General features: G+C 62.8%; 20 protein-coding genes. 7 read left to right on the top strand and 13 right to left on the bottom strand.

Annotated features, from left to right (window positions below):
• Nucleotides 1-15: 15 nt before the first annotated feature.
• The 3 genes from ACIPY3_RS01460 (at nt 16) to ACIPY3_RS01470 (ending at nt 2,564) form a co-directional block, all read left to right on the top strand.
• Nucleotides 16-1,026, top strand: a complete 1,011-nt coding sequence (locus tag ACIPY3_RS01460) for a DNA-directed RNA polymerase subunit alpha (RefSeq protein WP_347108054.1) — start codon at nt 16-18, stop codon at nt 1,024-1,026.
• Nucleotides 1,027-1,092: 66 nt separating this feature from the next.
• Nucleotides 1,093-1,653 (top strand): 50S ribosomal protein L17, encoded by a 561-nt coding sequence (gene rplQ, locus ACIPY3_RS01465; RefSeq protein ID WP_400329154.1) that lies wholly within the window; start codon nt 1,093-1,095, stop codon nt 1,651-1,653.
• Between the two features lie 20 nt (nt 1,654-1,673).
• Nucleotides 1,674-2,564: a tRNA pseudouridine synthase A gene (locus ACIPY3_RS01470; protein WP_400329157.1), complete on the top strand. Its 891-nt coding sequence runs from the start codon at nt 1,674-1,676 to the stop codon at nt 2,562-2,564.
• A gap of 54 nt (nt 2,565-2,618) precedes the next feature.
• On the opposite strand, the gene opgC is transcribed toward ACIPY3_RS01470, so the two are convergent.
• Nucleotides 2,619-5,033, bottom strand: coding sequence for an OpgC domain-containing protein (gene opgC / locus ACIPY3_RS01475; protein WP_400329159.1), 2,415 nt, complete (start codon nt 5,031-5,033; stop codon nt 2,619-2,621).
• 340 nt (nt 5,034-5,373) lie between these two features.
• Here opgC and ACIPY3_RS01480 point away from each other — a divergent pair, with 340 nt between their 5' ends.
• A complete protein-coding gene (locus ACIPY3_RS01480; protein WP_400329162.1) occupies nt 5,374-6,057 on the top strand; it encodes a heme oxygenase (biliverdin-producing) in 684 nt (227 codons plus the stop codon).
• 637 nt (nt 6,058-6,694) lie between these two features.
• On the opposite strand, the gene ACIPY3_RS01485 is transcribed toward ACIPY3_RS01480, so the two are convergent.
• From ACIPY3_RS01485 to ACIPY3_RS01530, 10 genes are all read right to left on the bottom strand, one after another.
• On the bottom strand, nt 6,695-7,864 hold the full coding sequence (locus ACIPY3_RS01485) for a trypsin-like peptidase domain-containing protein (protein WP_400329165.1): 1,170 nt from the start codon (nt 7,862-7,864) through the stop codon (nt 6,695-6,697).
• A gap of 264 nt (nt 7,865-8,128) precedes the next feature.
• On the bottom strand, nt 8,129-9,577 hold the full coding sequence (locus ACIPY3_RS01490; RefSeq protein WP_400329167.1) for a pilus assembly protein TadG-related protein: 1,449 nt from the start codon (nt 9,575-9,577) through the stop codon (nt 8,129-8,131).
• The gene (locus ACIPY3_RS01495; RefSeq protein WP_400329170.1) at nt 9,565-10,020 is read right to left on the bottom strand and encodes a TadE/TadG family type IV pilus assembly protein; all 456 of its coding nucleotides are present in this window, start codon (nt 10,018-10,020) and stop codon (nt 9,565-9,567) included. Before ACIPY3_RS01495 ends, ACIPY3_RS01490 begins: the two co-directional genes overlap by 13 nt.
• A 15-nt stretch (nt 10,021-10,035) precedes the next feature.
• Entirely contained in the window at nt 10,036-10,917 is an 882-nt protein-coding gene (locus ACIPY3_RS01500; RefSeq protein ID WP_400329173.1) for a type II secretion system F family protein, read from the bottom strand.
• A 13-nt stretch (nt 10,918-10,930) separates the two neighbouring features.
• Complete coding sequence (locus ACIPY3_RS01505) at nt 10,931-11,878, bottom strand: type II secretion system F family protein (RefSeq protein ID WP_400329176.1); 948 nt, start codon at nt 11,876-11,878, stop codon at nt 10,931-10,933.
• A 5-nt stretch (nt 11,879-11,883) separates the two neighbouring features.
• The gene (locus tag ACIPY3_RS01510; protein WP_400329179.1) at nt 11,884-13,323 is read right to left on the bottom strand and encodes a CpaF family protein; all 1,440 of its coding nucleotides are present in this window, start codon (nt 13,321-13,323) and stop codon (nt 11,884-11,886) included.
• Nucleotides 13,320-14,513: a CpaE family protein gene (locus ACIPY3_RS01515; RefSeq protein WP_400329182.1), complete on the bottom strand. Its 1,194-nt coding sequence runs from the start codon at nt 14,511-14,513 to the stop codon at nt 13,320-13,322. The genes ACIPY3_RS01510 and ACIPY3_RS01515 overlap by 4 nt, the downstream gene beginning before the upstream one ends.
• On the bottom strand, nt 14,510-15,238 hold the full coding sequence (gene cpaB / locus ACIPY3_RS01520; RefSeq protein WP_400329186.1) for a Flp pilus assembly protein CpaB: 729 nt from the start codon (nt 15,236-15,238) through the stop codon (nt 14,510-14,512). The genes ACIPY3_RS01515 and cpaB overlap by 4 nt, the downstream gene beginning before the upstream one ends.
• A gap of 156 nt (nt 15,239-15,394) precedes the next feature.
• Nucleotides 15,395-15,595: a Flp family type IVb pilin gene (locus ACIPY3_RS01525; protein ID WP_400329189.1), complete on the bottom strand. Its 201-nt coding sequence runs from the start codon at nt 15,593-15,595 to the stop codon at nt 15,395-15,397.
• A 324-nt stretch (nt 15,596-15,919) separates the two neighbouring features.
• The gene (locus ACIPY3_RS01530; protein ID WP_400329192.1) at nt 15,920-16,564 is read right to left on the bottom strand and encodes a prepilin peptidase; all 645 of its coding nucleotides are present in this window, start codon (nt 16,562-16,564) and stop codon (nt 15,920-15,922) included.
• 285 nt (nt 16,565-16,849) lie between these two features.
• Between ACIPY3_RS01530 and rplM the strand changes: the two genes are divergently transcribed.
• The 3 genes from rplM to glmM all read left to right on the top strand — a co-directional run bounded on the left by rplM (nt 16,850) and on the right by glmM (nt 19,329).
• Nucleotides 16,850-17,293 (top strand): 50S ribosomal protein L13, encoded by a 444-nt coding sequence (gene rplM / locus ACIPY3_RS01535; RefSeq protein ID WP_347108042.1) that lies wholly within the window; start codon nt 16,850-16,852, stop codon nt 17,291-17,293.
• A gap of 38 nt (nt 17,294-17,331) precedes the next feature.
• A complete protein-coding gene (rpsI, locus tag ACIPY3_RS01540) occupies nt 17,332-17,838 on the top strand; it encodes a 30S ribosomal protein S9 (RefSeq protein WP_387435019.1) in 507 nt (168 codons plus the stop codon).
• 126 nt (nt 17,839-17,964) lie between these two features.
• Nucleotides 17,965-19,329, top strand: a complete 1,365-nt coding sequence (glmM, locus tag ACIPY3_RS01545) for a phosphoglucosamine mutase (protein WP_400329195.1) — start codon at nt 17,965-17,967, stop codon at nt 19,327-19,329.
• A gap of 63 nt (nt 19,330-19,392) precedes the next feature.
• Here glmM and ACIPY3_RS01550 read toward each other — a convergent pair whose 3' ends face one another.
• Complete coding sequence (locus tag ACIPY3_RS01550; RefSeq protein WP_400330581.1) at nt 19,393-20,169, bottom strand: D-alanyl-D-alanine carboxypeptidase family protein; 777 nt, start codon at nt 20,167-20,169, stop codon at nt 19,393-19,395.
• A gap of 64 nt (nt 20,170-20,233) precedes the next feature.
• Entirely contained in the window at nt 20,234-21,205 is a 972-nt protein-coding gene (coaA, locus tag ACIPY3_RS01555; RefSeq protein WP_397325817.1) for a type I pantothenate kinase, read from the bottom strand.
• Nucleotides 21,206-21,260: the final 55 nt, after the last annotated feature.

Below are 21,260 nucleotides of genomic sequence, written 5' to 3' on the forward strand. Positions count from 1 at the left end.
CGAAAGGAAACCTAAGTGCTCATTGCACAGCGCCCCACTCTGTCTGAAGAAGTTGTAGCCGAGAACCGCTCCCGTTTCATCATTGAACCGCTGGAGCCGGGCTTTGGTTACACCCTCGGAAACTCCCTCCGCCGTACCCTGCTCTCCTCCATCCCCGGTGCCGCTGTTACCAGCATCCGGATCGATGGCGTGCTGCACGAGTTCACCACGGTTCCGGGTGTCAAGGAAGATGTCACTGAGATCATCCTGAACATCAAGAACCTTTCGGTTTCCTCCGAGCACGATGAGCCGGTTGTTGCGTACCTGCGCAAGCAGGGCCCCGGAGTCGTCACCGCCGCGGACATCGCTCCGCCGGCCGGGGTCGAATTCCACAACCCGGATCTGCACATTGCCACCCTCAACTCGAAGGGCAAGTTCGAACTCGAACTGACCATCGAGCGCGGCCGTGGCTACGTTTCGGCAGCTCAGAACAAGTCCGGCGACTCCGAGATCGGCCGTATCCCGGTCGACTCGATCTACTCGCCGGTCATGAAGGTAACTTTCCGCGTGGAAGCTACCCGTGTTGAGCAGCGCACCGACTTCGACAAGCTCATTGTCGACGTCGAGACCAAGCAGGCTATCGCTCCGCGTGACGCTGTTGCTTCTGCAGGCACCACCCTGGTGGAACTGTTCGGTCTGGCCCGTGAGCTGAACACCGCAGCTGAAGGTATCGAGATTGGCCCGTCGCCGACTGACGCTGCACTTGCAGCTGACATGGCTCTGCCGATCGAGGATCTGGACCTCACGGTCCGTTCCTACAACTGCCTCAAGCGTGAGGGCATCCACACCGTGGGTGAACTCGTTGCCCGCTCCGAGGCTGACCTGATGGACATCCGCAACTTCGGTGCAAAGTCCATCGACGAGGTCAAGGCAAAGCTCGTTGAACTGGGTCTGTCCCTCAAGGACTCCCCTCCCGGTTTCGATCTCGCAGCCCGCGCCGCAGCCATCGAAGAGGACGACGCCGCGTTCAGCGACGACGAGCTCTAAAAAGCAGATCTTGGCCGCCGGGTCCAGTGATGGAACCGACCGGCCACCACAACAGGAGAAATAACTATGCCTACCCCCACTAAGGGTCCGCGCCTCGGAGGCGGCCCGGCTCACGAGCGCCTGATGCTCGCGAACCTGGCAGCATCGCTCTTCGAGCACAAGCGCATCACCACCACGGTTACCAAGGCCAAGCGCCTCAAGCCGTACGCAGAGCGTCTGGTCACCTTCGCCAAGCGTGGCGACCTCGCTTCCCGCCGTCGTGTTCTCGGCCTGATCAGCGACAAGGGCATTGTCCACGAGCTGTTCACCGACATCGCCGGTGCTGTTGCCAACCGTGACGGTGGCTACACCCGTATCACCAAGATCGGCAACCGCAAGGGCGACAACGCTCCCATGGCTGTCATCGAGCTGGTCCTCGAGCCCGTTTCCCCGAAACAGGCCGTCGTTGCTGAAGCAACCGCTGCTGCTGCCAAGGCTGCTCCGGCTGCCGAAGCTCCTGCTGCTGAGGAAGAGGTTGTTGAGACCGAAGCTGCAGAAACCGAAGCTGCTGAGGCTCCTGCCGCTGAAGCTGCTGAGACCGAAGCTGCTGAATCCGAAGAGGCCCCGGCCGACGAGGACAAGAAGTAAATTTCAGTAGACTTGAGTCTATGAACGAACAAAAACCCGCTGCCCCCGTTTTGGAGGGCGGCGGGTTTTTGCGTATCCGGATGGATCTCTCGTACGACGGTGGTCCCTTCAGCGGCTGGGCCGTGCAACCAGGGCTCGTGACCGTCCAAGGGTCGCTTGAGGAAGCGCTTGCTCTTTTGGTGCGCCGACCGGTCCGGGTGACGGTTGCGGGACGGACCGACGCGGGTGTCCACGCCCGTGGCCAGGTGGTTCACGTCGACTTCACGTCAGACGAATGGTCCGGCCTGACGCGGGGTCACGACGTCGACCCCTCTGTTTCGCTGTTGCGGCGGCTGCGCGGCGCGTTGAGCCGCGTTCTCGGTGACCTCACCGGTGCCATCGAAGTGCACGACGCCGGTCCGGCGCCCTTGGGTTTCGATGCCCGGTTCTCTGCGTTGTGGCGCCGTTACAGTTACCGGATTGCCGATGGCCCCGGGCACTGGGACCCCGTGCTACGTGGGATTACGTTGTGGCACAAAGCTTCCTTGGACGTGTCGCTGATGAACGCCGGAGCATCACTGTTGCTCGGGTTGCAGGACTTCCGTTCCTACTGCAAACCCCGTGAGGGTGCCACCACCATACGTGAGCTCCAGCAGTTCTCCTTCTCCCGGGGGACTGATGGGATCATCGTGGCAACTGTGCAGGCAGATGCTTTCTGCCACAACATGGTGCGCTCTTTGGTGGGCTCTGCCTTGCGGGTGGGGGAGGGGCTGGAACCGCCGGCCTGGTTGCATGAGCGTTTGTTGGCACGTGCCCGGGATCCGAAGTCCTTGTTGGCGGCCCCGCATCCCTTGGTGCTGGAGGAAGTTGCCTACCCGTCCGATGATGAACTGCTGGCGCGGGCTGAACTGACGCGGGCCCGGCGGGAGTAGCCCGGCGGTCACGTGAAGTTCTCGCGGACCGGCAGCCCGCCGTCGTGGTTCTTGCTATCTGGGGATGACGTTGAAGAGGACTTTGTAACGGACCATCAACCAGATCGCTGCGATGACGACGGCATGAATTGCCAGTCCTTGCCATGCGCTGCTCCGGTCGAGGCCGGGAACGTTGCCGATCAGGAGCACGAAGAAGACGTGCACGGTGAAGACGTACATGCTGGCCTGGCCCAGGGGGACATATAGCCAGCCGAAGGCACGATTCAGGGGTTTCCAGAACGCTGTCAGCACGATGTAGCCCACGCTGAGGAAGAACAGCAGGTTCAGCAGGCGGCCTGGTTGGAGGAACGTCCTGTCGTACTGGGAGGAATAGAGTGTGCCGAAAACATCCGGGGTGACACCAGGCAACTGGAGGCCGTAAGCATGGCTTGCCCACACGGTGCCAAGGGCAAGCGCGTAAATGGAAGTAGCCATCGAGATGAGGATGAGGCCCCTGCGGCTCAGGACGAAACGGGCAATGCTGTCGCGGTAATAGCCAATGACCAAACCGTGCAGGAAAGCGATCTGCCATGTAAGAAGCGGGAAAACGTCTTGGAATTGCGAGTCAAACAGGCGGATGTGGAATTGGGCGTCCAACACATAGAGTGACCAGCTCAGGGCGAGGACCAGCCACCACAAGCCCCGGCGGAGGAGCCACATGAGTGGAGGGACAGAGAGCGTAAGGACTACAAAGAGGCCCATGATGTTGTACACCCAGGGACCCATATCTAAACGCACCAACTGCTCAATCACAAAGACGGGAACCGGGTAGTCAAAAAACAACGGCGCGTTGGCGTAAAGGTCGTACACCCTGCCGGCGGCAGCCGTGCCGTTCTCGCCGGTCCCGCGGTCGGTGAACGTGGTGACCACACTTGCATCGATAAATGGAATTCGGGAAATTAGGAAGACGGCAATGACCACCGCCAGCGCCGTCAAGTATTGTTTGAGTGCCCGCTGGCCGTTGCCAATGGCTGCCTCCCATCCACCAATTTTCTGCACGGCGCGGGGATGGACCATGCCCATGACAATCCCGGAAAGCAGCACGAAGAGTTCCGCGCCCGTAATCGCGCCGCCAATGTTCAACGCGAAGAAGGAAAACGGGCCGGCAACCTCGATGTGCGTGACGACGACCGCGCAAATGATCCAGCCGCGCAGCAAGTCCAGTCGTATGTCCCGTGGATCTGGGTCGATGCCGTAGGACCAGGAGCGTTTGAACCGCATCGTGGCAGCTCCGGCCAAAGCCAGGACTGCGAGGGCGGCAACACTGGCCGTGATCCAACCCATGGGATCGCCGGTTGTGGTGCCTGGGTTGCGGATCTGGGCTGGGGCTGCGTTGTTGACGCTGATGTCATGGACAGGCGTGACGGGACCTGTCATGAAGGGGGAGTCTCCGGCCCCCAGAATCTCCCTGAGCGTTTGTGCCACGTCCGCGTTGGCCGTGGCGCGCCAGTCCACCTGTGCTCCGCGGGCCTCATCTTCCGGACGTACCTGTTCAAGCCAGGTCACCATCGCGGGCTTGATGCTGCCCGTGGCTGCTGCCACTTGGCGGATCCAGCCGGACTTGATCTCCTCTTCCGTTGCTCCTGGGGTTGCCGCGCTGAACAGGGCGCCGGTCTGGAGCGCAAGCTCCTTGCCCTTGCCCGTGGCGAAGCGGGTCACAAAATCACGCCTGCTGTCGCCGCTGGTTTCATAGCCGTAGGTACCGGCAAGCTGGGCCGCGAACTTGCCGGGCTCCGGTGCCTGGTTGATGGCGAATGAATCGTCAGGCAGCAAGGTCCCGTAATGGTAAACGCTCAAACCCACCCAGTCGGCCGCGGCGTCCCCCGGATAGTAGGGGTCATATGGATCGTCGTCTGCGTCCAGCACGCCGTTGGCATTGGTGTCTGCCTCGGAGACGTGGCGCGACGTGGTGGCATCCGGCCTCGCGTCAAAGGGGTAACCGGAGCCATACGCCGGCGCCCAAAGCATGGTTGCCGATGGGGCAGTCCGGTGGACGGCATCCGCGACGGCTTGGAAGGCCTTCACATAGTCCACAGGCTGTTGGCCCCAACGCACCCAGGTGCCGTTCATTTCGGGCGCGAAGCGGATCACGATCCTGGATTCAAGCTGGGAGTGAAGTTCTTGAACCAAGCGGGCAAGTTCCTCAGCGTCCCGCGCAGTCAGCTCAGTCAGGTCGACGCGCGGTTCCAGGGTCAGTTGCGCAACCGCCCCTTCGCGCGCTGCGGCCTGGAGGAATTCCCGGATACGCGTCTTCTGTTCGGAGTCCAGTGGGTAGCTGAAGGTGGCCCCCGTTGCGGACGGCGCTTCCTGGAGGTCACGAACGTACTGGTCAAAGGACGCTCCGGGCGCCAGGTCCGGTCCAAAGTAGCTGCCTTGGCCATGGGCCTGGCGATCGTTAGTGGCCGCTGCAGGCTCCGCACCAAGCGCCATGGACGCGAGAACTGCGACCACGCATATGGCGGCAAGGAACCATAAAGATTTCTTGAATGAGCCAGCGAGCAAACCACGGAGCGCTGCGAGCACGGATGCCATCCCCCAGTAGACGGTTGATACAAAGACACTCTAAGGGCATGGTGCGGGCCGAACGGGGAGTGTCAGGCAATGTTGCATGGAACAGTGCCTCAGGAAAGCTCAAGGGTCGATCTGGTAACGAACGATAACTCAGCCTTGCGCTTGCGTAGTGAATTAGGTCATAAAAGTATTACCAAAGTGGCTGCTTGGCGCAGCTGCCAGGGTTCCGCTCGTCCGAGTCGTTTGAATGGAGTAACCCATGACCGGTTTTTCTGAGGTGTTGAAGTCCCAGACCGCTTTGGCCCACGAGCAGGCAGAACAAACGGGCTTCGTTACAGAGCTTCTTGCAGGTCGCCTGGACGCCGAGCAGGTAGCAAGGCTGCTGCTGCAGAATCTGGTCATCTACCGGGCTCTCGAGTCGGCGCTGGCGAGCAACGGGGATCCCCGCCTTGCCGTTTTTTCGGACCCCGCGCTGCTTCGGGTCCATGCTTTGGAGAAGGACCTTGACGTCCATTTCGGCAGCGACTGGGAGGCAAGGCTCGACTCCGGATCACTGCATGTGACACCCGGGGCCGAAGCGTACGCTGCGGAACTCACATCCCTGGGTCCAGGGTCGGTGACCTACCTTCTGGCTCACCACTATGTGCGCTACCTGGGCGACCTCTCGGGAGGTCAGATCATTTCGTCATTGGTACGACGACACTACGGACTTGGACCGGAGGGCCTGAACTTCTACGCTTTCGAAGGCATCGACAAGATCAAGCCGTACAAGGACGCCTATCGTCATCACTTGGATTCGGCGCCCTTCAGCACTGAGGAGAAAGAAGAAATCGTTAGCCACGCCAAGAATGCTTTTGCCACCAACCAGCAAGTGTTCGTGGACCTCATGCAGGATTACCTGCGCTCCGGCCACGAATCGGACGCACATACGGCGCTCTCCTGACGGCCCTGCGACCGGAGAGTGGCACGTACTTTGGGCGATCCACTCGCCGTTCCACTGAGCGGCAGCCCTAAACCGTGCCGAAGCTGCACGAATCACGGGAAGTTCCAGCACGATGGCGGGGAACGAACCAGCTTCGGCCAAGTTTTCGAGGTTGTGGCAGATGGCTTCCAATTCCAGGGCACCCACCATGTTCGATGCCGTACCCAGACTCAGGAGTGCCACGGTAAGCCCCTTGTCGTCGTGGTCCATGACGGAGTCCACGATCCGTTCAATGCGTTGGGGGAGCATCAGCACGAAGGCCGACAGGAACCGCTGGGCTTCCTCGGAAGAGGCAAGTTCGTCGGCCAGCAACTGCAAGCGTTTCAGGTCCAGAATGGGCGGTTCGGGATCGTGGCAGGCGCACGCGATTGACTCGCCGGGCACTACGACGGCGGCCGGTGGCAACGCCGCAGGGTTGTTGATGCTGGTCAGCGCGCTCATGAATTTGGCGTCCCTTCCCTGGATCTGTTCATGTTCTGGATGAGAGTGTGCGCGGCTTGGCTCAACTCCGGTGGTGGGAATGGCTCAAGAGTTCCTCAAAAACCTTGCCGGTGCCACCATGGCTGGCCATGGGTGATTGGTGTCGAGTGTCCGGACATCAGGGGCGCGGGCCGTTGCCAGGCTGCGGTGGTTCCTGCATCCAAGGCAACTGGGGGCCTGCGGGCGGTGGGCTGGCAGGCGACTGGCCTGCGGGGAACTGGGCATACACGGCAGGCTTCCGTTGTTTTCGCATGTTCACGAACAGGAGGGCGGCCATCGCCAGAACAGCGAGAACCAGTACTGCGATGGTGGCGATGATCCATACAGGAATGCCCTGCCCGCCCTGGGTATTGCTCGCCGGCACATCCGCGACGGCTGCCGGCGTCGGACTCTTGGACGCCGCGTCTGCCAGCTTGACGCCATTGGACGTCAGGAAATCCCGAAGGGTTTGCGTGTCGGTGATGTAATTGGCCTGACCTGCCCCTTGGTAGACGTAGGCGGAGTTGATGCCGATGACTTCACCGGCTTCGTTTACTGAGGGGCCGCCGGACATTCCTGGTGTGATGTCTGTATCAATCTCCGTGCGGGGCACGCCTTGGGTCGAGTAGCTTCGCGAGCTCACGGCTCCCGAGCGGTAGGACGGCTTCTGCCGTTCGACATCGGAGGTAGAGCCAACCAGGTCGGGGAAGCCTATGGACGTGACCTTGTCACGGACCTTGGGGGCTTCGCTGCCCAGCGCCAGTGCCGGGGTGTCTTTCATATCCGCTATGCGGAGCAGGGCGTTGTCGCCTTTTTCGAAACCTTGCTTGGCTATGAGCTGGGCCGTGATGGCCGTCTTGCCGCTCAGGACGCCGCCGTCGATGCCGGAGGGCTGGTCAATCTTGATCTGAGGGTCGGCCAGCGACAAGGGCCAGTCAACGTTTTCCGGCTTGACGCCCGTGAGGCTCTGCTCATCAATGACCTTCGCGTAGATGCTGGTGTACAGGGCGTCATCCGCGTCCACACAATGGCCGGCAGTCGCGACGTGCCCTGTGCTGCTGACGAACCAACCGGTACAAAGCGTCACCAAAGTAGTCTTGAAGGTCTCCGTGGTTCCATCTTTGAAGGGGACTTGAACGGTTGCGGACCACGCAGTGTCCACCCACACGATGGACTTGTCGATGGTGTCCGAATTGACGTCGGCCCAGGCGGAAGTAGACCCCAAGAGCGGTGCGGTCAGAGCCGAGGCGATGGCGAAGGTTACTGTGCCTTTCTTCCCCGGTTTCCAGGACGAGCTTGATAATTTCATGGCGGCTTCCTGATGCTCAAAATGCTCTGAATAATGGCGCACCCCAGCCTGTATGTGGAGTGTAGATGAACTGAAAGGGATGAAACATGCCTTGGAGGTACTCGACTTTTCGCCGGGCCGCTACTTGCCGGGTGGACTCCGGGTACTCGGGTTTCTTGGGCAGACCCCCTCCCGGCTCTGGGTACCGGGAGGGGGCCCTGTCGGCCGCCCGTAGTCTGGGATCCACGAACGGCCGGTCCTGGGGCCGTCTCTAGTCAGCGCTGCTCATTCGGGCAACCTGATGAGGCGGGAACTTGTGCTGATGGCGTTGACGGCGGAGGCGAAGATCGGGCCCATTTCCGCGCCCGTTGCTGCGCAGAAGAAGAAGTCACCGTCCGCGTTTTCGGTGGCCCTCAACGCAGTGGTGGAGCAGTCATTGGATGCCGCGCTGGGAACTCCCGCTGACTTGGGCGATGCTGCCGCCGCCAAAACGTCCCGGACGTAGGAACCCCCGGTGGTGCACCGGGCCGAGTTGGCGTCGCCAAAGGCCACAGTGATGATCAGCAAGCCCTGCGCCTTGGCGTTGGTTGCTACGTCCTTGAGGTTTTGGCAAGCCGTGGCACCGTTGGTCGTGCCCAGGTCTCCGCTGTTGCTCAGCGCCGTGGTTCCGCCGGTGATGTTCTGCTCGTTCGGCTCGCCGTCGGTTTCCAAGATGATGGCCTTCTTGGCTGGAGTCGACCTGACTGGGAGTGAACCGAGGTTGTTCGGCGTCAGTCCAAGCGCGTACCTGGCTGCCGACTTCAGCGGTGAAGCGAGATAAGTTCCCGTGCTGGAGGCGCCCAAGCAGTTCAGGCCACTGACCAGCGTGCTGCTGTTGTTCAGTGGTGGGGTTCCGCCTGGTATTGCGGGGTTGGTGGTGTAGTTGTTGGAGAACGGCACTGGAAGCCATGGTCCCGTGGTCTGCGATGTTGATGGGGTGGTGATGCAACTGCCCGGGCTGGTGCTGCTTCGGCCGATGGTGCCCAGGGCAACGTATTGCTGTTCCTTGGTCATGGTTTGCAGGGTGCTCTTGATCCCGGCGACCATGGCGTTACGGTCCGCAGTGTCCATACTGCCGGTACGGTCCGCGACCATCACGATGTCCATGGGGTTCGGTATCTGCGATCCGCATGACCCTTTGCAGGCAGTGGAGGACAGTGCACCGGTGTTCCCTGTGTTGACCCCGATGACGGGTGCAAACGCGAAGGGAACATCTTTCGCTGCTGTCACGATGATGGTGTTGCACGTCTTGGTTCCGCCCGGAACGCACGGGATGGAGCACAGTGTCTCGTTGCATTTCGCGCCGGCAGTGGTGCCGGGATCGCACACATTGGGTACCTGGCCGGCCGCCACGGTTTTGGATGCACCCGTGGAAGCGACCAGGCACCGGAAGGTAATGACGGGGTTGGCCTCCGGGTCGTTGATTTTCGCGTAGGCGACTGCAGCGCTCTGCGCCGTTGTGGGGTCATTCGGCAAGGATCCCGCCCCTGCCAGGGCTGCAGCGTCCAAAGCGTTGCTGAGGTCCTGGCGTTCGTAAGCGAGCTTGCCGAAATCCAGGGCCAAGGCCAGTGCGGCGAACAGCAACGGCACCATGAGCGCGAAGATGACGACTGAGGCACCCCGCTCGTCACTATTCTTCCGCCCAGCGGAGGTGGCTGTCCGGGACTGGCGTCCTGAGGTCTTTAGGCGGCGCATGTTCCACCGGTCCAGTTTTTGGCTCCTGAGGTCACGGTTGCCGTGCCTTCCATTTTCATGACGTATTTCGTGTCGAAGTAGCCGTCGAGCATCCAGCTGAAGAACCCGCTGACGGAACGTTGCGGGTAGCGCAGACAGACTACGAGCTTCCCTGGCGTGCCGCCGGTAGTGTCGACGACGAACTTGGATTGGAGCTTCGTGGCATCGAGGTTGCCTTTGGAACCGGTCACGGAGGCGATGACGTCGCCGTTGGTGACACCCTGCCGAGCGCCTTCACGGGCTGCGGCCTGAAGGCTGATGTTTTCGCTGTAGGCGACTCCGAAGTCGATGACCCCGAGCAGCATGGACAGCAGCAGAGGGACGATGAGGGCGAACTCGACAACGGAGGCTCCGCGTTGCCGGTCGCCCTGTGTCCCGGGACGCGTCTTGACTGACCTTGACATGGTTTCCTCCCCGCTTCACTTACCAGCGAATGTGGCTATGGCGTTGATGATGGCCGGGCCCAAGATGATGATGAACAGTGGCGGGAAGATGAACAGGATCAGCGGGAAGATCACCGCGACGGGGAGCTTCATGGCTTTTTCTTCGGCCCGCAGTTTCCGCTTGATGCGCATCTGTTCGGCTTGGGGTTTCAGGATCCGGGCGATGGCCAGGCCCTGGATGTCGGCCTGGATGACGGCGCCGACGAAGCTGTGCAGGTCAGGGACCGTGGACCGGTCGGCCAGGGCCCGGTACGCCTCCCTCCGGGACCGTCCGGCCTGGATGTCCTGGAGGGTGCGGACGAGCTCCTCAGCCAAGGGACCGGTTCCGCTGCCGCCCACGCGGGCGACCGCGGCCTCGAACCCGAGGCCGGCTTCGACGGAAATCAGCAGCTGGTCCAGCACGTTGGGCAGGTCTTTCTCGATACGCTGCTGCCGTTTGATGCCGTTGTTGTAGACCAGCAGGTCGGGCAGGACATAGCCCGCGGCAGCGAGGACCACGGCCAGGAACACCCCGGCGGCGGAGCGTCCCCCGCCCAGGACCAGGACCAACAGGCCTCCGGCTAATGCGGCGAGGGGCTTGATGGTGATCAGCCGCTCCAGCGGCATGGAAGCCGGCCGTCCGGCTTTAGCCAGGATCTGGTCGAGGCGTTGAACGTAGGCGTCGGGGGTCAGTTTGCGGGCCACCCGGGTCATCATGGAGGGGCCGGCGGAAGCATCGGTTCCCGTTCCCTGCCTCACGGACTGGAGCCGTGTACGGATCAACCGGCCGGAAGCACGGTCAACGGCGATCAGCGACCAAGCGAACCAGGACGCGGGCAGAACCACGGCGGCGATCATGAGCCAAACAAGTGCGGGCATGACTGGCACCTCCCTAGAATTCGATCTTGACCATGCGGCTGATCCAGAACGACCCGATGGCCATCATGATCACGCCGACAGTAATGAAGATCCAGCCGAGCAACGACTGGAAAAGCGTGGCCATGTATCCGGGATTGACCACGTTGATGAGGATGGCAACGACGAACGGCAGACCGATGAGGATGAAGGCGGAGAATTTGCCTTCTGCTGCCAGGGCACGGACCTGGCCTTTGATCTGGGACCGTTCCCTGACCGTTTCGGCCGCGTGGTCCAGGACACCCGCGAGGTCGCCACCGACTTCCCGGTTGATCTCGATCGCCTGGCTCAGCCATTCGAAGTCCTCGCACTGCATCCGGCGCCCTACCTCGGCCATGGCGTCGGAGACCGGGCGTCCGACGCGGTTCTCATTGACGATGCGGGAGAGTTCTTCGGACATTGGTGCCGGCATTTCAAGGCTGGCGGTGTGCATGGACGAGGTGATGCTGTGCCCGGATCGCAGGCTGCCGGAGATGGCCCGGAGCATGTCGGTGAGCTGGTCCCCGAACTTCCGGCGCCGCTTCCCGGCCCCGACGGTGACGAGCATCCAGGCCACCAATGGCGAGATGACAGCGAAGAGGATGCACAAGAGCAGCCCACCGACGGCGAAGCCGGCGACTCCCAAGACCAGGCTGCCTGCCAGGATGAGCACGATGAATTCCGAGGCCTTCAGGGCCAGGCCGGCTTCTTGGAGGGCTGTGGCGCCGAAGACCCCGCCCTTCCCGGGCCCGACGCCGCGTTCGACGGCGGCGACCGTGGCGTCTGCCACCCGGGTGACCATGGAGGGGCCGGTCTCGACCGGCGCGGCCTGCCGTCGTCGGGCGACGGCGATGTCCTGGTAGCGGGGGCGGAGCGCCACGAACAACAACAGGGACAGGGCCACGAGGAGCGCACCGACTCCGGCGGGCAGTGTGAGGTCCTGCACCAAAATCACCGCCCCATCTGTCGTTGCGGCGTGAACGCTTCGGCGGGCAGGTAGATCCCCATGCCGGCCAGTTTCTCCACGAACCGTGGGCGGACTCCGGTGGCGACGGTCTTGCCGATGAACCGTCCCTCCGCGTTCACGCCAGCGGCGAAATCGAACGAGAACGCGTCCTGCAACGTGACGACCTCCCCTTCCATCCCGAGGACCTCGGTGATGTGCGTGACACGGCGGGTGCCGTCCCTGAGCCTGCTCAACTGCACGATCAGGTGCACGGCCGAGGCGATCTGTTCCCGGATGGCCCGCAGGGGCAGTTCCATGCCGGCCATCAGCACGAGCGTTTCCATGCGGGCGATCGCGTCCCTGGGGGAGTTGGAGTGCACCGTGGAAATGGACCCGTCGTGCCCGGTATTCATGGCCTGCAGCATGTCCAGGGCCTCCCCGCTGCGGACTTCGCCGACGACGATCCGGTCTGGTCGCATGCGCAGGGAGTTCCTCACTAGGTCCCGGATGGTGATCGCTCCGCGGCCCTCAATGTTCGCCGGGCGGCTTTCCAATCGGACGACGTGGTCTTGCTGGAGTTGCAGTTCCACTGCGTCTTCAATGGTGACGATGCGTTCCTCTTCGGGGATGAAGGAGGAGAGCACGTTCAGCAGCGTGGTCTTTCCGGTGCCGGTTCCGCCGGAGACGATGATGTTGAGGCGGGCTTTGACGCACGCGTCCAGAACCTGGGCCATGGCCGGGGAGATCGAGTCAAACTTGATCAGGTCCTCCACGGTCAGCGGAACAGCGGAGAATTTCCGGATAGTCAGCGAGGGCCCATCCACCGCCAAAGGTGGGATGACGGCGTTGACGCGGGAGCCGTCCTCCAACCGGGCATCGACCAAGGGCGAGGACTCGTCGATCCTCCGCCCGATCCGGGAGACGATCCGTTCGATGACCCGACGCAGGTGGGCGTCAGAGCTGAACGTCGTTCCGGTCGGGTGCAGCCTGCCGGCGCGTTCGACGTAAATGCTCTGGGCGCCGTTGACCATGATTTCGGTGACCAGGGGATCGTCGAGGAGTTTCTGCAACGGGCCCAGTCCCAGGACTTCGTCGACGATTTCGCGGATCAGGCGGCGCCGTTCCTCCGGTGTCAGGGGTACCTGTTCGTCGTCGATGAATTCGCTCAAGGCTTCACGGACCATACGCCGGACATCCCCTTCATCGAGCCCTGAGTCGGTGATGCGGCTGCCCAGGCGGCTGGTCAACTCGTCCGCAGCGCGTTTCTTGATACCGGCCAAGGCGTCCGTTGATGGTTTGACCGACGCCCGTGCCAGTTGTTCCAGGAGTCCCGGTTCGGCAGAAATACCTGACGCTGTCGAGAGCGGTGCTGGCTGAGGCTGGGTTCCGATCGTTTCCGATGCCGTTGAGGCGGTGGCAGCTTCCAGACGTGCGATGAGGCTCATGAGACGGCCACCCTTCGGCGTGAAGACCGTGCCGTGGGAGCAGTTGTTCCGGCGGCGAGTTTGGCCACGAGCGATCCGAGGCCCTTGGCGACGGGGTCGCGGCGGCCGGCTTGGAGCATCGGCACGCCGGCGTTGGTGGAGAACGGCACGGCGCGGGAATGCGGCAGCACCACTTCCACGGGCAGCCCTACGGTAGCCTCGACGTCCTTGACGGTGAGGCCGCTGCGTTTGTCCGCGAAGTTCAGCACCACCGTGCTCGATGGCGGCAATAGGTCCAGTTGGCGCAGGACCTCAAGTCCGTGATTGAGGCCTCGGATGGAGGGGATGTCCATCCCGCACACCCAAACGGCATCGGTTGCCATTTCCAGGACGGCCAGCACCACGTCCCCCAGGCCCGGCGAGGTGTCCAGGACCACGTACGGGAATTCGAGGGAGAGCTGATGAACCAGCGCAGCCACGTGGGCCGGTTGGATGAGGTCGGCCTCAGCCGGTCGCAGTGGCGCGCACAGGGCGTATAGTCCGCTGGGGTGCGGGGCCAGGAAGGCCTTGAGCACCATGGCGTCCGTGGCCGCGGATCCTTGTACAGCATCGGTGATGGTGTGGGCCGGTGCCAGTCCCAGGCCGGAGGCGACATCGCCGAACTGCAGATCCAGATCGACGATCACGGCGCCCATCGGGGCGGTACGGGCCAGTCCGACGGCGAGATTCGTGGACACCGTGGTCTTTCCGACCCCGCCCTTGGGTGACATGACCGAGACCACCCGGCCGCGCGGAGTGGCCTCCTGGGCCAGGGGCTGCGCAGCTTGCCTGCGGCCAGCCGCAGTCCGGGCCGCCCGTTCCAGGGCCTGGGCGAGGTCGTGCGCATCAAGCTCCGGGTCGATGATGTCGCGGATGCCCGAGCGGAGCGCGGCCAACGTTACATCGTTGCCAGGTGCTGCTGCGAGAACGACAACGATCTCCGGGTGGTCCACGTCGACGGTTGAGGCCAGGGCGAACCAATGCTCGGCGTTGATGTCCGGGCCGATGACCACGACGTCGATGGGCCCGCCGACGTTCCGACTCAAAACGTCGGCGGGAGCTTGGTGGGCTGCCATCCCGGGAAGGACCTGCAGTTCGTGGCCGGCGGTCAGGGACAGGGCCAGGCGTTGTTCAAACCCGGTGGCATCCGTGAGGGCTAGGAACCGGCTCATTGGAAGATCCCGGAGGTGCTGACCGGCGTCTTGGGGCTCTCCGGCGTCGTGGCCGACTGCTTGGTCAGCCAAATGTTTCCGACCCGGGCGCTCAGGATCACCTTGGCCGCGTCGGTGGAATTCCGTGCCAGGGTGACGAACGAGGCACCGCTGGGTACGGCTGAGGTGCCTTCCTGCGCGGTCCCTGTGCTGGCCGGGGCCTGCTGGATGGCGGTGACCAGGACCTTGTCGAAGACCAACTGGGTGCTGGCGACCTGGGCATTGTTCGGGTCCGTTTGAGTGACGAACAACCCGACCAGGTCACCGGCGCGGATGGTGCCACCGACGACGCTCTCCGGCGGCAACAGCACGGTTACTTCCTGCATGCCGTCGGGCACGGGAACGGCGCCGGGCATGATCCGCTCGGCAGGGTTGATAAGCCGGCTGCCGAGCAGCTGCTCGCCAGGTTCCAGTGCCACGGACGTGACCTGCCCGCTGGTCTTATCGAGAGCGGTCAAGGCCCCGTCAGCCTTCGCGGTGCTGGGGACGGACCGGATTTGAACGTAGGAACTGAGTTCCTGGACACTGGTGCCGGCCGGGACCGGCTTTTCGACGACAACGACGTCGACGGGATCCAGGGACGATTGCGCCCTGCGGTCCGCGTTGGAGACATAGTTCACCAGCAGCACGGTCCCGATGACAGCCAGGACCAGCGCGGCGATACCCCCTAATAAGCGCGTTTTCATGATTGCTTCCTCACCTTTTGGTACACCTCAACACCGCGGAGGTTCACCCGGGGCCCAGACCCCTTGATGTGCTCCGTAAACGACGCTGCCGGCTGTCCTGGATGGGCGGACAGCCGGCAGAGTAGTGGCGGTAGCCAGAGTCTTCGGTTGTTTGATCTACTTCGGCTTGACCTGGTCGGCGATCTTGTCGAAGCTCAGGTCGAGGTTGGTACCGATGGCTGTGACGGCACCGATGATGACCACCGCGATGAGTGCGACCATGATGCCGTACTCAACGGCGGTGGCGCCCTTCTCGGAGGTGAAGCGTTCCTTGATGCCGGCGACGAAAGCAATCATGTTGACCATAAGCGAGTTCATGGTAAATCCTTCCCAGAATTTTTTATGTGAAATTGTGTTACATAGGTCCAGCAAATTATCGGAATTTGCTTCGAATTCCGAACTACCCCCGTTTTGCCTTTAGCGGTTCGGATTTCGATATGACAAGAATTGCTGGTTTGGGATGGATTCAACAATGCGTAGGCGTACTCGAATTTTTTTCCAGGGTCGGCTGCCAGGTACTCGATGCCGTGGAGGCGGGTACTCAGTTTTCGGCGCCAAAGCAGCGAGTGACTACTTGGAAAATTAAGGCCCCTTATGAGTTTGGGGGCGTCGTCGCCAGGTCCAGGGACGGTACTCAGGAGGTCAGTGCATGAAGAGGACAACGCCCAGTGCCGCAGCCACCATCGCTGGCCCATGGGCCGTTTCGGCGGGTTTTTCCGCGGATCTCAGCCGTAACATCAGCACCGTGAGCACCCCGCCCACCACGAATCCCAGTAGTCCGCCGTAGAGTACCTGCGGCCAACCCAAGTAGCCCAAGTACATTCCCAGCGGTGCAGCGAGCTTCACATCGCCCATTCCGAGGCTTCTCGGCGAAATAATTCCCAAAATGAGGTAACCGGCGAACAGGATCGCCCCTCCTGCGAGGGCCCGGAGGAGCTCAGGCCACCCGGGGTCCACCACTGAGGACACCCCAAGGAGCAGCAGGCCGCCGCCAAGAAGGGCCAAAACGAGCCGGTTGGGGAGCAAGTGGAGGGTGAAATCAATGCGTGAAAGCTGCACGCCCAAAAGCGCCAAAAGAAGATAAGCCGGGAGTTCGAAAGAAAAGCCAAAACGCCACGCAAGCAAGCCGAACAGCAGCGCGGTGACTGCCGCCGTCGTGATCCGTACCTTTAAGGAGGGGAGTCCGCCGAGCCGTGGCAACGCGCGGGCGATCAGCAGCTCGCAGAGCGGACTCAGGACCAGGCCGGCCAGGGCAAGCAGGAGTGCCAGGGCAAGTCCGTCGGTCATGTGCTCTCCTCCATTAACACAGTCGCCCCCAGGTGTGGTCACCCCATTTTGACCCGGACATACCGTTGAAGGTATTGTTTATAGTCGTTGTGCGTGTCCTATCTCGATGACACATGCCCACCAGGGGATCCAGTTGCAGGGTCAGTAACTCAGGTGGCATATCGAGACTCCTGGATGACTGGTCTATAGAGCCCTCACCTCTGCTCCGGTAGCGCATACATAGTAGGTGCACGTCTTATTGCGTGCCCTGAAACATGAACGCCAGAACAAGAACGAGGCCAAACCGTGCGTACGTACACCCCGAAGCCCGGCGATATCAACCGCCAGTGGCACGTCATTGACGCCACCGATGTTGTCCTTGGTCGTCTTGCCAGCCAGACCGCAACACTGCTGCGCGGAAAGCACAAGCCGACCTATGCGTCCCACATGGACATGGGCGACTTCGTCATCATCATCAACGCTGAAAAGGTCGCCCTTACCGGTGCCAAGCTGGAGCAGAAGCGCGCATACCGCCACTCCGGTTACCCGGGCGGCCTGACCTCCGTCAACTACGCCGAACTGCTGGAGAAGAACCCGGTTCGCGCTGTTGAGAAGGCCATCAAGGGCATGCTTCCCAAGAACTCCCTCGCCGCTCAGCAGCTGGGCAAGCTCAAGGTCTACGCAGGCTCCGAGCACCCGCACGCTGCACAGCAGCCGAAGACTTTCGAAATCACCCAGGTCGCCCAGTAGTCCTGGCCACCAACTAACTTTTTATTCCAAGGAGAACCGTGGCTCAGAACGAAGAACTGACCGCCGAGGCCGTCGAGGCCGAGGAAAACCTCACCAGCTACACCTCTGAAAGCGCACCCGCCGAGGATGCGCCCAAGAAGGAGCGCCCGGCACTGACCGTTGCCGGCGCAGCTGTTGGCCGCCGCAAGGAAGCCGTTGCACGCGTTCGCGTTGTACCGGGCTCCGGCAAGTGGATCATCAACGGCCGCGAGCTGGCCAACTACTTCCCGAACAAGCTGCACCAGCAGGATGTCAACGAACCGTTCCGCGTTCTTGACCTCGAAGGCGCCTACGACGTCATCGCCCGTATCCACGGCGGTGGCCCCTCCGGCCAGGCTGGCGCACTGCGTCTCGGCATCGCTCGTTCGCTGAACGAGATCGACGTCGAGAACAACCGCCCCACCCTCAAGAAGGCTGGCTTCCTTACTCGTGACGCCCGCGTCATCGAGCGTAAGAAGGCCGGTCTCAAGAAGGCACGTAAGGCTCAGCAGTACTCCAAGCGCTAAACCGCGCTTCGCAGGAAGCCCGTCCCACTCCGGTGGGGCGGGCTTCCGCCGTTTAATCCATCGGTTGTGACGCTCCGGAACGTGCCGTGGCCGGTCGCTGTGCCGTCGTCGTCTAAACTTGAGCCGATGTCTAGATTATTTGGAACAGATGGCGTGCGCGGTCTCGCGAACGGATTGCTCACCGCCGAGCTGGCTATGCAGCTCGCCCAGGCCGCCGCCGTCGTACTCGGCCATGACCGCACAACAGACGGCAAGCGGCCCCGTGCCGTGGTAGCTCGGGACCCGAGGGCCAGCGGCGAATTCCTCGCCGCCGCCGTTGAAGCCGGACTCTCCAGCTCCGGTGTGGACGTCTTCGACGCCGGTGTTCTGCCCACCCCGGCCGCGGCGTACCTGGTAGCCGACCTCGACGCCGATTTCGGCGTCATGCTCTCGGCCTCCCATAACCCGGCCCCGGACAACGGCATTAAGTTCTTCGCCCGCGGCGGCCAGAAGCTGCCGGACGACGTCGAGGACGCCATTGAAGCGCAGCTCGGCAAGGAGCCGCAGCGCCCGGTGGGCGGGGACGTGGGACGCATCCAGCGCTTCTCGGACGCCGAGGACCGCTACATCGTCCATCTGCTGGGTACCATCCCCAAGCGACTCGACGGCCTGAAGGTTGTCCTGGACTGCGCCCACGGGGCAGCGAGCGGCTGCTCTCCCCAGGTCTTCAAGGACGCCGGCGCCGACGTTGTGGTGATAGGCGCCGAACCGGACGGCCTCAACATCAACGACGGCGTTGGCTCCACGCACCTCGGCCCGTTGAAGGAAGCCGTGGTGGAATACGGCGCGGACCTCGGGATCGCCCACGACGGCGACGCTGACCGCTGCCTTGCCGTGGACCACGAAGGCAACGAAGTGGACGGCGACCAGATCATGGCGATCCTGGCGCTGGCCTTGGACAAGGCGGGCAAGCTCAAGGACAACGTCCTGGTGGCAACGGTCATGAGCAACCTCGGGCTCAAGCTCGCGCTCCGCGATGCCGGAATCACCATCCGTGAAACCGCCGTTGGCGACCGTTACGTGCTGGAAGAAATGCGCGACGGCGGCTACAACCTTGGTGGCGAACAGTCCGGACACGTGATCTTCTCCGATTACGCCACAACGGGCGACGGCGTACTCACCGGCCTGCAGCTCGCAGCCCAGGTAGCCCTCACGGGCCGCAGTTTGAAGGACCTGGCCACCGCGATGACCAAGCTCCCGCAGCTCATGATCAACGTCAAGGGAGTGGACAAGGCCCGCGCAGCCACCGACGAAGGCGTAGCTGCTGCCGTGGTTGCCGCGGAAGAGGAACTCGGCGAGACCGGCCGCGTCCTGTTGCGCCCGTCCGGCACGGAGGCTTTGGTGCGCGTCATGGTGGAGGCCGCCGACATGGAAACCGCTGAGCGTATCTGTAAGAGCCTCGCTGCCGTCGTGAAGGAACGCCTGAGCGTCACCAGCGACGTCGCTGTCTAGGACACCGTACTCAGCAAAAGGCGGCCCGCTCCGGTTTGGAGCGGGCCGCCTTTCGCGTGCAGGCTAGGCCAGGTAATCCGGTGCAGCCTCCAGGCCGAAGTACTCTTCGAGAGTGGCAATGCCTTTGCTTGCCATGGCCGTGGCTGCCTCGACGCCGATGTACCGCAGGTGCCAGGACTCGTAGTAGTAGCCGGTGATCTCATGGAACATCCACGGGTAGCGGACCACGAAGCCGTACTTATGGGCGTTGGCTTTTGCCCAGACGGCTGCGGGCTGGTCAGCGAAGCACGGTTGGAAGCTGCATGCGCCGCCACCGTCAGCGATGTCGAAGGACCAACCGGTTTGGTGCTCCGAGTAGCCCGGGCGGGCGGAGGCCCGGTCCGCGGCTGCCTGCCCGCTGCTGGTGACGTATCCGTTGTACGTGGTGATCTGCGTCGAGTAGGAGCGGTAACCAGAAGCCAGCGCCATGATGACGCCGTCGGCTGCAGCCGCGCCGAACATCTTTTCCGCGGCAGCCGCCGTCGTGCTGTTCAGAAGGGTGGCTTCGCCGCTGACGGCGAGGCGGATCTTCGGCTGCACCAGGTCGGCCGGCACGTAGTTCTGCGGGTTGAGCGGCCTGTGCTTGTTGACCACCACCCACGGGCTGGAGGGGTCGGTGAGGGAGAACTGCGGGGTTGCCGTGCTCGACGGCGATGGGCTGGGTGGGGTGCTGGTGGCGGCCGCCGCCGGGGTCACGCCGGGCGTGGCAGTGGGGGTGGCGCTGGGCGAAGCTGTGGGAGCGTCCGCAGCGGCAGGGGAGGGGGCCGTGCTGTCCGGGGTGCAGGCAGCCAAGGCAAGCATGCCGGCCCCTGCGGTGAGAAGGCCTGCGAAAGCACGTCGGCTGGGCTCAGGATGAGTCAACGGATCAGACCTTCCGCAGGAGCATGCGCCGGATGGAGTGATCCGCATCCTTGGTCAGGACCAACTGTGCGCGTCCCCGGGTGGGCAGCACGTTCTCCTCGAGGTTGGGCTCGTTGATGCGCTTCCAGATGCCGCGGGCCGTGGATTCGGCGTCGTCGTCGGAGAGAGTGGCATAGCGGTGGAAGTAGGATTCCGGCTGGGCGAACGCCGTGGAACGCAGCTTGCGGAACCGGTCCACGTACCACTCTTCAATGTAGGAGGTCTTGGCGTCCACATAGATGGAGAAGTCGAAGAAGTCGCTCAGGGCCAGTCCCTGCTTGCCATCGATGCGGGGCCTTGCGGGGGCCAGAACGTTGAGGCCTTCCACAATCAGTACGTCGGGCCGGCGGACCACTACTTCCCGTCCCGGCACAATGTCATAGGTCACGTGCGAGTACCACGGTGCCCGGACTTCCTCCGCTCCACCCTTGACCTCCGACACAAAACGCAACAGCGCGCGGCGGTCGTAGGACTCCGGGAAACCCTTGCGTTCCAGGAGGTGCCGGCGTTTGAGCTCAGCCAGGGGATAGAGGAATCCGTCGGTGGTAATGAGTTCCACATTGGGCGTGCCGGGCCAGCGGCGCAGCATTTCGCGGAGCACGCGGGCGATGGTGGACTTGCCTACGGCCACGGATCCTGCCACCCCGATGACAAAAGGGGTACGTTGCGTCTGCTCGCCGAGGAAGGTGGTGGTGGCGGCGTGGAGCTGGTGCGAGGCCTCAACGTAGAGGTGCAGGAGGCGCGAAAGCGGGAGATAGACCTCCCGGACTTCCTTCATGTCCAGGGGATCGCCGAGGCCGCGGAGGCGGAAAATGTCCTCTTCGTTAAGGGGCTGCTCCATCTGGGCCGCAAGCCGGGACCAGGTGTGTCGATCGAGCTCAACAAAGGGAGAAGCGCCGTCGCCGTTTGCTTCGGTGCGTTGCAAAGTCACGCTCACGATTCTGCCCTTCACGCGGCGGAACAGGAAATGCGCGACGACGGCACAGTGAATT

The sequence above is a fragment of the Paenarthrobacter sp. NPDC089714 genome, from assembly GCF_044748905.1.
Lineage (GTDB): Bacteria > Actinomycetota > Actinomycetes > Actinomycetales > Micrococcaceae > Arthrobacter.

Bases quoted from the DNA above. Each gene is read 5' to 3' on its own strand.
- rplQ (WP_400329154.1), top strand. From the start codon at position 1,093: ATGCCTACCCCCACTAAGGGTCCGCGCCTCGGAGGCGGCCCGGCTCAC.
- ACIPY3_RS01470 (WP_400329157.1), top strand. From the start codon at position 1,674: ATGAACGAACAAAAACCCGCTGCCCCCGTTTTGGAGGGCGGCGGGTTT.
- opgC (WP_400329159.1), bottom strand. From the start codon at position 5,033: ATGGCGCTTGGTGCGGAGCCTGCAGCGGCCACTAACGATCGCCAGGCC.
- ACIPY3_RS01480 (WP_400329162.1), top strand. From the start codon at position 5,374: ATGACCGGTTTTTCTGAGGTGTTGAAGTCCCAGACCGCTTTGGCCCAC.
- ACIPY3_RS01485 (WP_400329165.1), bottom strand. From the start codon at position 7,864: ATGAAATTATCAAGCTCGTCCTGGAAACCGGGGAAGAAAGGCACAGTA.
- ACIPY3_RS01490 (WP_400329167.1), bottom strand. From the start codon at position 9,577: ATGCGCCGCCTAAAGACCTCAGGACGCCAGTCCCGGACAGCCACCTCC.
- ACIPY3_RS01495 (WP_400329170.1), bottom strand. From the start codon at position 10,020: ATGTCAAGGTCAGTCAAGACGCGTCCCGGGACACAGGGCGACCGGCAA.
- ACIPY3_RS01500 (WP_400329173.1), bottom strand. From the start codon at position 10,917: ATGCCCGCACTTGTTTGGCTCATGATCGCCGCCGTGGTTCTGCCCGCG.
- ACIPY3_RS01510 (WP_400329179.1), bottom strand. From the start codon at position 13,323: ATGAGCCTCATCGCACGTCTGGAAGCTGCCACCGCCTCAACGGCATCG.
- ACIPY3_RS01515 (WP_400329182.1), bottom strand. From the start codon at position 14,513: ATGAGCCGGTTCCTAGCCCTCACGGATGCCACCGGGTTTGAACAACGC.
- cpaB (WP_400329186.1), bottom strand. From the start codon at position 15,238: ATGAAAACGCGCTTATTAGGGGGTATCGCCGCGCTGGTCCTGGCTGTC.
- ACIPY3_RS01525 (WP_400329189.1), bottom strand. From the start codon at position 15,595: ATGAACTCGCTTATGGTCAACATGATTGCTTTCGTCGCCGGCATCAAG.
- ACIPY3_RS01530 (WP_400329192.1), bottom strand. From the start codon at position 16,564: ATGACCGACGGACTTGCCCTGGCACTCCTGCTTGCCCTGGCCGGCCTG.
- glmM (WP_400329195.1), top strand. From the start codon at position 17,965: ATGTCTAGATTATTTGGAACAGATGGCGTGCGCGGTCTCGCGAACGGA.
- ACIPY3_RS01550 (WP_400330581.1), bottom strand. From the start codon at position 20,169: ATGCTTGCCTTGGCTGCCTGCACCCCGGACAGCACGGCCCCCTCCCCT.